A 12,656-nucleotide genomic window follows, 5' to 3' on the forward strand; every position below is an offset into this window, starting at 1 on the left:
TCCCCAGGATCGCGAGTCACATGCAGGCCAGCCAGAGTGCGCCCTTTCGTATCTATTACCTGCATCCGCTGCTCGCGGGGCCGCTGACCGCGTGGAATGCGTGGATCGAACATGCGGCCGGGCTTGGCTTCCGCCAGCTGCTCGTGGCGCCGCCGTTCGAAACCTCGCCGTGCGGCGACGTGTTCGTCACGCGCGATTTCGATCGCATGAACCCCGCGCTCGGCGACGGTGACGCGACGACGCGGCTGGCGCAGATCGCAAAAGCCTGCCGGGCGCACGATATCGAGTTGTGGCTCGATCTTGCGCTCGACGAACTCTCCTCGGATTCGCCAGTGCGGGCGGAGCATCCCGAATGGTTTCGCGCGGTGGCGGCGCAACACGACACCCCGGATCCACGCTGGACGCCAAGCGAGAGCGACAGCGCCCGTTGGCGCTTGAACGATCCGGACGTGGTCGAGGCGGCCAGCGACTGGTGGACGGCACGTTTACGGCAATGGATGGCGGCCGGCGTTTCCGGATTCCGCCTCGTTCATCCGCAGCGCCTTCGCGCCGGCGTGTGGAAGGCGGTGATCGATGCCGCCCGTGAGGAGGGATCGCGCGTGGCGTTCCTGGCCTGGACGCCGGGACTGACGCCCGACGAAGTGCACGCCCTTGAAGGCGCGGGTTTCGATGCGGTGGTGTCCTCGGCGAACTGGTGGGATTTCCGCGCGCCATGGTTCGCGCAGGAGGCGGAACGGCTCGCGGCCGTGGCGCCGGCGCTGGCTTGCACGGAGGAGCCGTTCGCCAGGCGCCTGGGCGACGAACTGGGCGAGGAGAACCAGCTCGATCACGCGTATCGCCGAGCCATCGCCTTCGGGGCGACGTCGCCTGCCGGCTGGATGATGCCCATGGGCTTCGAATACGCCGTGCACGACGCCCTCGACCCGCGGCGCGGCGGCGCGCTCACACCTTCCGCGCTCGCACAGGGTGGCGTGCTGGACCTTTCGGCGGCGGTGAAAGCGGCGAATGCATCCGTCAGCGAACGAATCGCGGCGCGGCCGGAGATCGTCCTTCGTCATGGCGTGGCGACGTTCCTCACCGTGGACGGTGCCGATGCGCGCACGGCGGAAAGTGCCGCGTTGACGCTGGTCAACGCATCGCTGGACCGCGAGGTCGACGTGCCGGCCGCGGATGCGTTGATCGGCGCGGCGGCGCATTTTTCGCCGTGGACCGCGCCGGATGGGCGCAAGGTCTTCGACCAGGGCGAGGGCATCGCGCTCCAGCCCGGCGAAGTGCTGGTCCTGCGCGGCACGCAGGCCGCGCCGGTGAAACGCAAGCTGGGTGCCGGCGCGCAGAAGGAGTACCTCCAGGCGGCGACGCGCGGGCCGCGTGTCATGATCGAGGCCGTGCAGCCGACGGTCGACGGCGGGCGCTTCCCGGCGAAACGTATCGTCGGCCAGGCGGTCACGGTCACGGCGGATATCTTCATGGACGGCCACGATGTGCTGGCCGCACGCCTGCGTTACCGTGCGCTCGACGAGAAGACCTGGCGCGAAACGCCCATGCTGCTCGTCAACAACGATATACACACGGCCACCTTCACGCCCACGCGCATCGGTCGCCACGAGTTCCAGGTGGAGGCGTGGCGCGATCCCTTTGCCACGTATCGTCACGAGATCGAACTGAAGCATGCGGCGAAGGTACCTATCGCGCTGGAGCTGGAAGAGGGCAGGCTGCTGGTGGAGAAGCGTGCCGCCGCGGCTACGGGGTCGAAGGCGAAGGCACTGCGTAACCTCGCCACCGCGGTGGCGAAGAGCGAGGGCGACGAACGGCTGGAGCTGCTGCTCGCCGACGCCACGCTGGACCTGATGACGGCGACCGATCCGCGCGAGCAGTCGAGTCTCACCGAGGCGTTTCCCCTGGAAGTGGATCGCCGCGAAGCCGGCTTCGCCAGCTGGTATGAACTCTTCCCGCGATCGATGACCGGATCGAAGGCGGAGCACGGCACATTCCGCAACACGATCGCGCGCCTGCCGGCGATTCGCGACATGGGCTTCGACGTCCTGTACTTCCCGCCGATCCATCCGATCGGCAAGGCCTTCCGGAAGGGGCCGAACAATACGCTGACGCCGGGGCCGGCCGATCCCGGCAGCCCCTACGCCATCGGTTCGGTCGAGGGTGGGCACACCGCCATCCATCCGCAGCTTGGCACGCTGGAGGATTTCCGCGCGTTGCGCGATGCCGCGCATGCGCACCGGCTCGAACTCGCGCTGGACTTCGCCATCCAGTGCTCGCCCGATCATCCCTGGCTGAAGGAACACCCGGAATGGTTCGACTGGCGGCCCGACGGCAGCATCAAGTACGCCGAGAACCCTCCGAAGAAATACCAGGACATCGTCAACGTCGATTTCTATGCGGACGGGGCGGTGCCCTCGCTTTGGCAGGCGCTGTGCGACGTGGTGATGTTCTGGGCCGGCGAGGGCGTGCGCACGTTCCGTGTCGACAACCCCCATACCAAGCCGTTTCCGTTCTGGGAGTGGATGATCGCGCGGGTGCGGGCGACGTATCCGGACGCGTTGTTCCTCTCCGAAGCCTTCACCCGGCCGAAGCCGATGTATCGCCTCGCAAAGGTCGGCTTCAGCCAGTCGTATACCTATTTCACCTGGCGTCATTCCAAGCAGGAATTCGTCGACTACCTGACCGAGTTGACCACCACGCCGCCGAAGGACTTCTTCCGTCCGAACTTCTTCGTCAACACGCCCGACATCAATCCGTATTTCCTCCAGACCTCCGGGCGACCGGGGTTCCTCATCCGTGCGGCGCTGGCGACGACGCTCTCGGGCCTGTGGGGCATGTATTCCGGTTTCGAGATCTGCGAGTCCGCACCCATCCCTGGCAAGGAGGAGTACCTGGACTCGGAGAAGTACGAGATACGCATCCGCGACTTCGACGCCCCCGGCAACATCGTGGCGGAGATCGCCCAGCTCAATCGCCTGCGCCGCGCCCATCCCGCCCTGCAGACGCATCTCGGCGTCCGCTTCCTCCCGGCCAGCAACGACCAGGTGCTGTTCTTCGAGAAACGCACCGGCGACGACCTCGTGCTGGTGGCGATCAGCATGGACCCGCACAACCCGCAGGCAGCGGATATCGTCCTTCCGCTCAACGACTGGGGGCTTTCGGGCCATGCCGAGCTCGATGTCCACGACCTCCTGCACGACCAACCCTTGAGCTGGCGCGGCACCACGCAGCACGTATGGCTTGGCCTCGGCCAGCCTTACGCGGTGTGGCAGGTGCGGCTACCCGGAGCCTGATCCATGGCAACCCGCACGAAAAAGAAAACGGTCGCCCCCGACTTCTCGAACGATCCGCTCTGGTACAAGGACGCGATCATCTACCAGGTGCACCTGAAGTCGTACTTCGATTCGAACGACGACGGCGTGGGCGACTTCCAGGGGCTGATCGACAAGCTCGACTACATCGCCGAACTGGGCGTTAACACGCTCTGGCTACTGCCGTTCTATCCGAGTCCGCGCCGTGACGACGGCTACGACATCGCCGAGTACAAGGCCGTGCATCCCGACTACGGCAAGCTGGCCGATGCGCGCCGCTTCATCGCCGAGGCACACGCGCGCGGCCTGCGCGTCATCACCGAGCTGGTCATCAACCACACCTCGGACCAGCACCCGTGGTTCCAGCGCGCGCGGGCCGCGAAGAAGGGCTCGGCGGCGCGCAATTTCTATGTATGGTCCGATACCGACCAGGCCTACGACGGCACCCGCATCATCTTCCTGGACACGGAGAAGTCGAACTGGACATGGGATCCGGTGGCCGGCCAGTATTTCTGGCATCGCTTCTTCTCGCACCAGCCCGACCTCAACTTCGACAATCCCGCCGTGCTGAAGGCGGTGATGGACGTGATGCGCTTCTGGCTCGACATGGGCGTGGACGGCCTGCGCCTCGATGCGGTGCCGTACCTGATCGAGCGCGAGGGAACGAACAACGAGAACCTTCCCGAGACGCACGCCATCCTGAAGCTGATGCGTGCGGAGATCGACAGGCACTACCCGGATCGCATGCTGCTGGCCGAGGCCAACCAGTGGCCGGAGGACACCCAGGACTATTTCGGCAACGGCGACGAATGCCACATGGCCTTCCACTTCCCGCTGATGCCGCGCATGTACATGGCGATCGCGCGCGAAGACCGCTTCCCGATCACCGACATCATGCGGCAGACCCCGGCGATACCGGATAACTGCCAGTGGGCGATCTTCCTGCGCAACCACGACGAGCTGACCCTCGAGATGGTGACCGACAGCGAGCGCGATTACCTGTGGCAGACCTACGCAGCGGATCGCCGCGCACGCATCAACCTGGGTATCCGCCGCCGCCTCGCGCCGCTGCTGGAGCGCGACCGTCGCCGCATCGAGCTGATGAACGCGCTGCTGCTTTCGATGCCGGGTACGCCCGTGCTGTATTACGGCGACGAAATCGGCATGGGCGACAACATCCACCTCGGCGACCGCGACGGCGTGCGCACGCCCATGCAGTGGTCGGTGGACCGGAACGGCGGTTTTTCCCGCGCCGATCCGGCGAGCCTCGTGCTCCCGCCGATCATGGACCCGCTCTACGGTTTCCAGGCCATCAATGTGGAGGCGCAGGCGCGCGACCCGCATTCGCTGCTCAACTGGACCCGGCGCATGCTGGCTGTGCGCAAGCGTTACAAGGCCTTCGGCCGCGGTACGCTGAAGTTCCTCTATCCGGGCAACCGCAAGGTCCTCGCCTATCTGCGCGAGTACGAGGACGAGCACGTGCTCTGCGTGGCGAACATGTCGCGCGCCTTGCAGGCCGTCGAACTGGACCTGGGCGGTTTCGACGGGCAGGTACCCATCGAGATCATGGGTGGATCCTCCTTCCCGCCTGTCGGCCAGCTTCCGTATCTGCTCACGGTGCCGCCTTACGGTTTCTACGCCTTCCAGATCTGCCCGAACGCCCAGATGCCTTCGTGGCACGAAGTGCCCGCGGAGCCGATGCCGGATTACGAGACCCTGGTGCTGCGTGGCGCGCTGGTCGAAGGGCCGGTGATGGCGCACCACCGTGGCGTGATCGAAAAGCAGGTGCTGCCGGGCTATCTCGCCGTGCGCCGCTGGTTCGCGGCGAAAGACCGCGGCATCGAGTCGGTGCGCATCCTTTACGCCGTGCCCTGGCCCGATCGCGGTGACGACGTGATCCTGACCGAGGTGGAAGCGACGCTTTCCGACGGCGGCAAGGAACGCTACAGCCTGCCGGTGGGCATCGTGTGGGAGGACGAGAATCCCACGGCCAGACAGCAACAGCTTGCCCTCGCACGGGTCCGCCGCGGCCGACGTATCGGCCTGCTGACCGACGGTTTCGCACTGGAAGCCTTCGGCAGCGGCCTCCTCATCGGGCTGCGGCAGGGCGCACGGTTGCCGATGCACGGCGGCACGGTGTGTTTCGAAGCGACCGCCGCGTTCGCGGACGTCGACTTCGACACCGGCGCCGAGAACCGCTGGCTGGCCGCCGAGCAATCGAACAGCTCGATGATCCTGCACGACGCCGGCATGGTGAAGCTGTTCCGGCGGACCTCCGCGGGTGTGAACCCCGAGGTGGAGATGGGTCGCTTCCTGACCGAGAACGGCTACGCGAACACCGCGCCCTTGCTCGGCGAGGTCGTGTGTGTCGGCGAGCACGGCGAACGGACCACCCTGGCCGTGCTGCAAGGCTTCCTGCGCAATCAAGGCGACGCATGGACCTGGACGCTGGATTTCCTGCGCCGCAGCTACGACGAATTCAGCCACTCCGGCGAAGACGAGCGCAAGGCGGAGCTGGAAGGCGGTTACGACGCCTTCGCGACAGCGGTCGGCACCCGCCTGGGCGAACTGCATGCGTTGCTGGCCAAGCCGAGCGAGTTGTCCGCGTTCGCGCCGGAACGGGCCACTCCGGCGACGGTGGACCAGTGGCGCGAAAGCATCCGCGTCCAGCTCGGGCGCGCGTTGATGTCGGTGGACTCGACGACGGACATGCCCGAATCGCTGGCCGCGGACGTGGAAGGCCTGCGCGGTCTGGCGGGCGTGCTCGACGAACGCATCGGCCAACTGGCCTCGGCGGGGAAGGGCGCGCTGACCACGCGCACGCATGGCGATTTCCACCTTGGCCAGGTGCTGGTGGTACAGGACGATGCATACATCATCGACTTCGAGGGCGAGCCGGCGCGGCTGCTCGAGGAGCGTCGCGGCAAGAACTCGCCGTTGCGCGACGTCGCCGGGTTCCTGCGATCGCTCGATTACGCCGCGGCGATGGCGCGGCGGGGCGAAGATGGCCTCGCACCGGTGGAGGACGAAGGGTTCGGCGGATACCTGGCACGTTTCCGTGCGCGCTCGGGGAGGGTTTTCCTGGAAGCCTACCGCGCGGTGCTCGATGCGGCGCCCGTACGCTGGATCGAGGCGGATGCACTGGCTCCGATGCTCGAGCTCTTCGTCATCGAAAAGGCCGCCTACGAGGTCGTATATGAAGCCGCCAACCGGCCGGGCTGGCTCGACGTGCCGCTGCGCGGCCTGCTGCACATCGCGCGCGGCGAAACGGTGAACGAACCCGAGGAGGCCTCGTGATCGATCCCCGAACCTACGGACTGTCCGATGTCGCGGCCGTCGATGCGCTGGTCGAGGGCCGGCACGGCGATCCTTTCGCGCTGCTGGGACCACACGATGTCGCCGGGCGGCGCGTGGTGCGCACCCTGCAGCCCGGCGCGCGCGGTGTCGAACTGATCGATGCGCAGGGTCGGGTCGTCGGTGAATTGCAACGCGTGCATGACGGCGGTCTCTTCGCGGGATTCCTGGAAGTCGATGGCGGGTATCGCCTGCGGGTGCACTGGCCGGCCGCGACCCACGACACCCACGATGCCTACGCGTTCGGCACCCTGCTCGGCGACGACGACCTGCGCCTCCTCTCCGAGGGCACGCATATCGAGTTGTTCCGCTGCCTGGGCGCCCATCCGACCGTGCTGGACGGCGTCCATGGCGTGCGCTTCGCCGTGTGGGCACCCAATGCGAAGCGGGTGAGCGTCGTCGGCGACTTCGACAGCTGGGACGGTCGCCGTCATCCGATGCGCAGGCGCGTGCCGGCTGGCGTCTGGGAGCTGTTCGTTCCGGGTCTGCTGCCGGGAGCGCGCTACAAATACGAGGTGTGGGGGGCGGACGATTCGCTCACGCAGCGCGCCGATCCCGTGGCGCTCGCCGCCGAACTGCCGCCAGCGACGGCGTCGATCGTCGCCGACCCCGCGGCCTTCCACTGGACCGACGACGAATGGCTGCGCCGCCGCGGTGCCCTGCACCATGCCGGCTCCCCCTTGTCGATCTACGAACTGCACGCCGGCTCGTGGCTGCGTGGCAACGACGGCCGCGAACTGCACTGGGACGAACTCGGCGAGCGCCTGATTCCCTACGTGGCGGGGATGGGTTTCAGCCACATCGAGCTGCTGCCGATCTCGGAGCATCCGTTCGGCGGCTCCTGGGGCTACCAGCCGCTGGGCCAGTTCGCGCCGACGTCGCGCTTCGGTACACCCGACGCCTTTGCCCGCTTCGTCGATCGTTGCCATGAGGCTGGCATCGGCGTCATCGTGGACTGGGTGCCCGCGCACTTCCCGACGGATATCCATGGTCTTGCGCATTTCGACGGCACGCCGCTTTACGAGCATGCCGATCCCCGCGAAGGCTTCCACCAGGACTGGAATACGCTGATCTTCAACCTTGGCCGCAACGAGGTGTCGGCCTACCTGATAGCGAGCGCGCTGGCCTGGCTGGAACGTTTCCATGTCGACGGCCTGCGGGTGGACGCCGTGGCCTCGATGCTATACCGCGACTACTCGCGCAAGCACGGCGAATGGGTACCGAACGTCTACGGCGGTCGAGAGAACCTCGAGTCCATCGCCTTCCTGCGCCGCGTGAACCAGCTCGTGGCCGAACGGCACCCGGACTGCATGACCATCGCCGAGGAATCCACCGCGTGGCCGGGCGTGACCCAGCCGGTGGAGCAGGGCGGCCTGGGTTTCACCTTCAAGTGGAACATGGGCTGGATGCACGATTCGCTGGAATACATGTCGCGCGATCCCATCCATCGCCGCTGGCACCATGGCGAGATGACCTTCAGCATGGTCTATGCCTATTCGGAAAAGTTCGTGTTGCCGCTCTCGCACGACGAGGTGGTGCACGGCAAGCGCTCGCTCCTGGGACGGATGCCCGGCGACGAGTGGCAGCGCTTCGCGAACCTGCGCGCCTATTACGGGTTCATGTGGGGCCATCCCGGCAAGAAGCTCCTGTTTACCGGCGGCGAGATCGCCCAGCCGCACGAGTGGAACCACGATGCGCAGATTGCCTGGGAACTGCTAGATCATCCACGGCACCTCGGCGTGCAGAAACTCGTGCGCGACCTCAACCGTGTCTATGCCTCCACCTCGGCGTTGCACGCCTGGGACGCCGATCCGCGCGGCTTCCGCTGGGTGATCGGTGACGATGCCGGCCAGAGCGTGTTCGCATGGCTGCGCTTCGCCGACGGCGGGCGCCCGGTGCTCGTCGTCAGCAACATGACGCCCGCCGTGCGGCACGGTTTCCGCATCGGCGTGCCCGAAGGCGGCCGCTGGTGCGAAGCGATCAACTCCGACGCCACCGAGTACGGCGGCTCGGGCGTTGGCAACGAGGGCGAGCGGCATGCGCAAGCGGTGCCCGCGCACGGGTTCGGGCAGTCGCTGGTATTGAGCCTGCCGCCACTGGCCACCCTCATTTTCGTCGCCGACTGACGAGGAACACGAATGCCCGCCTTACCCGAACGCATGCAGTCCGGTTCGCCGTATCCCCTCGGCGCCACGTGCGACGGCATGGGTACCAATTTCGCCGTGTTCTCGGCCCATGCCGAGCGCATGGAACTTTGCCTCTTCGATCCTTCCGGCAAGCGCGAGATCGCTCGCTACGATCTGCCCGAATGCACCGACGAGGTGTGGCACGGGTATCTTCCGCGCGTGCGCGGCGGCACGCTTTACGGGTTCCGCGCGCACGGCCCGTATGCGCCGGAGGAAGGGCACCGCTTCAATCCCAACAAGCTTCTCCTCGATCCTTACGCCCGCCTGTTGCACGGCCAGGTGCGCTGGTCCGATGCGCTGCATGGCTATCGCGTGTCGTCGCCGCGCGCGGACCTCTCGTTCGACCGGCGCGACAGTGCCGCCGCCATGCCCAAGGCCGTGGTGGTGGACGAGCCGATGCACTGGACCCACGGCAACCGCCCGCATACGCCGTGGAATGAGACGGTGATCTACGAAACGCATGTGAAAGGATTCACCCGCACGCTGAAGCGGATCCGCCAGCACGAGCGCGGGACCTTCATCGCCCTGGCCGATCCCTACGTCATCGATTACCTGGTGAAGCTGGGGGTGACCGCGGTAGAGCTCCTGCCGGTGCATGCCTTCGTCCAGGACCGCCGCCTCACCGAACTGAAACTGCGCAACTACTGGGGCTACAACACCCTGGCGTTCTTCGCGCCGGAACCGGCGTACCTCGCCGAAGGCGCGCTCAACGAAATCCGCGCCGCGGTGCAGGCGCTGCATGCCGCCGGCATCGAGGTGATCCTCGACGTGGTATACAACCATACCTGCGAGGGAAGCGAGCTGGGTACGACGATGTCGTTCCGCGGGCTCGACAACAAGAGCTACTACCGGCTGGTGGCGGACAACCCGCGCTACTGCGTCAACGACACGGGTACCGGCAACACGGTCAATACCTCGCATCCGCGCGTCCTGCAGCTGGTGATGGATTCGCTGCGCTACTGGGTCCAGACCTTCCACGTGGACGGTTTCCGCTTCGACCTGGGCGTGAGCCTCGGTCGCGAGGAATCCGGGTTCGATCCCAACTGCGGGCTGTTCGACGCCATGCGACAGGACCCCGTTCTGGCCAACGTGAAGCTCATTTCCGAACCCTGGGACATCGGTCCCGGCGGCTACCAGCTCGGCAACCATCCGCCCGGCTTCGGCGAGTGGAACGGCAAGTTCCGCGACGATGTGCGTAAGTTCTGGAAGGGCGATCCGGCGATGCGCGGCGCCCTTGCCGGGCGGTTGCAGGCATCGGGCGAACTTTTCGACCATCATCGCCGCCGTCCCTGGGCCTCGGTCAATTTCATCACGGCGCACGACGGTTTCACGCTGGACGACCTGGTCAGCTACAACGACAAGCACAACGAGGCCAACGGCGAGGAGAACCGCGACGGCGGCAACGACAACGAGAGCTACAACTACGGCGTGGAGGGCCCGACCGAGGACGAGGCCATTCGCACGGCGCGCGACCGCGTGAAGCGCGCGATGCTCGCCACGCTGTTCTTCTCGCACGGCACGCCGATGCTGCTGGGCGGGGATGAGTTCGGGCGGACGCAACAGGGCAACAACAACGCCTACTGCCAGGACAACGAGATTTCCTGGTACGACTGGAAGCTGGCCACGTCCGAGCGCGGCAGGGAACTGGCCGACTTCGTCGCGCGGCTGATCCGCCTCCGCGAGCAGCATCCGACCCTGCGCGCCGCGCATTTCCTCCGCGGCGACACCGAGGTGGCACCGGGCATGCGCGAGGTGGCGTGGTTCGACGAGAGCGGCGCCGAGATGACCCAGGCGACCTGGGATTACACCGAGGGCCGCCTGCTCGCGCTTCGTCGCGCGCAGGCCATGGGCGAGAAGCGCGCCGACGTGACGCTGGTGATGATCAACGCGACACCGGAGAAGCATGTGTTCCACCTGCCGCAGCCGGCGGCGAACTGGCGCCTGGCCTGCAACACGGCCGCGCCGACGGCCTCCGAGGTCGCGTGGAGCGAGTCCACCATCGAGGTGGAGGGTCGCAGCGTGGTCCTCCTGGCTGCCACGGTGAGGACGGAGCCCGCATGAATCGGGGCCATGCCCACGCGATGCCCTACGGATTCAAGCCGCTGGGCGACGGCCGCACACGCTTCAGGCTATGGGCACCCGACCGCGACGCGATATCGATCGAATGCGACAACGGCCATTCGGCGCCGATGCGCGCGCTCGACGATGGCTGGTTCGAGTGCGTGTGCCCGGTGGATGTGGGCACGGGCTATCGCTTCCGTCTCGAAAACGGCCTGGCCGTGCCCGATCCGGCATCGCGCCGGCAGCGCGACGGAGACGTGCACGGTTACAGCGTCGTCACCGATCCCCTCGCGTACCGCTGGCAGCATGACGGGTGGAAAGGACGCCCGTGGCGCGAGACGGTGATCTACGAACTCCACGTGGGCGCGCTCGGCGGCTTCCACGGCGTGGAGATGGTCCTGCCGCACCTGGCGTCGCTGGGCATCACCGCGGTGGAACTCATGCCGGTCGCCGAATTCCCGGGCGAGCGCAACTGGGGGTACGACGGCGTGCTGCCCTTCGCGCCGGCCGCGGCCTATGGCTCGCCGGACGACCTGAAGTCGCTGGTCGACACCGCGCACGGTCTCGGCCTGATGGTTTTCCTCGACGTGGTCTACAACCACTTCGGCCCGGATGGAAACTACCTCGGCGCGTACGCGTCGCCGTTCTTCGACGAAGCCACGCATACACCGTGGGGCGCGGCCCTCGGTGTGGCGACGCCCCAGGTGGGCGACTACTTCGTGCATAACGCGCTGTACTGGCTGGACGAGTTCCGTTTCGACGGGTTGCGCCTCGATGCAGTGCATGCCATCGGCAATCCGGGCTGGCTCGCCGCGCTGGCGGGCCGGGTTCGTGCCGCGATCGGTCCCGAACGGCAGATACACCTCGTGCTGGAGAACGAAGCCAACCAGGCACACCTCCTCGGTCGCGACCGCTTCGACGCGCAGTGGAACGACGATTTCCACAACGCGTTGCACGTCTTGCTCACCGGCGAGCAGGAAGGCTACTACGCGCATTACCGCCCGCCGATGGAAAAGCTCCTGCGCAGCCTGCGCGAGGGCTTCGCCTTCCAGGGCGAGACGATGGGTGGCCGCCGCCGCGGCGAGTCGAGCGGCGACCTCCCGCCTGCGCGCTTCGTCAACTTCCTGCAAAACCATGACCAGGTGGGCAACCGCGCGTTCGGCGACCGGTTGAGCATCCTCGTGGATGCCGAAACGATGGAGGCGGCCCTGGCGCTTCTGCTGCTGGGCCCCTTTGTCCCGATGCTGTTCATGGGCGAGGAATGGGCGAGCCGCACGCCGTTCCTGTTCTTCACCGATTTTCCCGACGAAAGACTTCGCGCCGCGGTGCGCGAGGGCCGGCGCAGGGAGTTCGAAAGCTTTGCCGGTTTCGCGGGAGACATCCCGGACCCGAACGAGTACGAGACCTTCACCGCATCCATACCCGTGCGCCACGACGCGGCCGGCGAAAGGCGACGCGTCTTCGTGCGCGAGCTGATCGCGCTGCGGCACAAGCATGTGGCGCCGCACATCGAGGAAGCGCGCAGCCTCGGTGCCGGTGCGCTGGGGGAGCGGGCGTTCTTCGCTTCGTGGTCGCTCGGCGGCGCGTCGCTTACCCTCTACGTCAACCTCGGCGACGCGGACATCGCCGTCGACCGGCCCCCGTCGCCGTCCGCGGCGTGGCTTCACGGCGATGCCGCCGACGTCGCTTCCCTTTCACGCGGCCTGCTTCCGGCTCGCCGTACCCTTGCCTGCCTGGAGTCCTGAGC

Annotated in this window: 5 protein-coding genes; all 5 read left to right on the top strand. The window is 66.8% G+C overall.

The features are described 5' to 3' along the window. Window positions 1–20: 20 nt before the first annotated feature. Genes HBF32_RS01785 through treZ form a run of 5 tightly spaced genes read left to right on the top strand, consistent with a single transcriptional unit; the run spans window position 21 to window position 12,654 of the window. Window positions 21–3,290, top strand: a complete 3,270-nt coding sequence (locus HBF32_RS01785) for a maltotransferase domain-containing protein (RefSeq protein WP_166697923.1) — start codon at window positions 21–23, stop codon at window positions 3,288–3,290. 3 nt (window positions 3,291–3,293) lie between these two features. Then, complete coding sequence (gene treS, locus HBF32_RS01790) at window positions 3,294–6,605, top strand: maltose alpha-D-glucosyltransferase (protein WP_166697924.1); 3,312 nt, start codon at window positions 3,294–3,296, stop codon at window positions 6,603–6,605. Then, window positions 6,602–8,788: a 1,4-alpha-glucan branching protein GlgB gene (gene glgB / locus HBF32_RS01795; RefSeq protein ID WP_425482168.1), complete on the top strand. Its 2,187-nt coding sequence runs from the start codon at window positions 6,602–6,604 to the stop codon at window positions 8,786–8,788. The genes treS and glgB overlap by 4 nt, the downstream gene beginning before the upstream one ends. A gap of 12 nt (window positions 8,789–8,800) precedes the next feature. Further along, window positions 8,801–10,909 carry a glycogen debranching protein GlgX gene (gene glgX / locus HBF32_RS01800; RefSeq protein ID WP_166697925.1) on the top strand — a complete coding sequence of 703 codons (2,109 nt, stop codon included), beginning with the start codon at window positions 8,801–8,803 and terminating at the stop codon, window positions 10,907–10,909. Further along, window positions 10,906–12,654 (top strand): malto-oligosyltrehalose trehalohydrolase, encoded by a 1,749-nt coding sequence (gene treZ, locus HBF32_RS01805; protein ID WP_166697926.1) that lies wholly within the window; start codon window positions 10,906–10,908, stop codon window positions 12,652–12,654. Before glgX ends, treZ begins: the two co-directional genes overlap by 4 nt. Window positions 12,655–12,656 lie beyond the last annotated feature (2 nt).

The sequence above is a fragment of the Luteibacter yeojuensis genome (assembly GCF_011742875.1).
GTDB classification, from domain to species: Bacteria; Pseudomonadota; Gammaproteobacteria; order Xanthomonadales; family Rhodanobacteraceae; genus Luteibacter; species Luteibacter yeojuensis.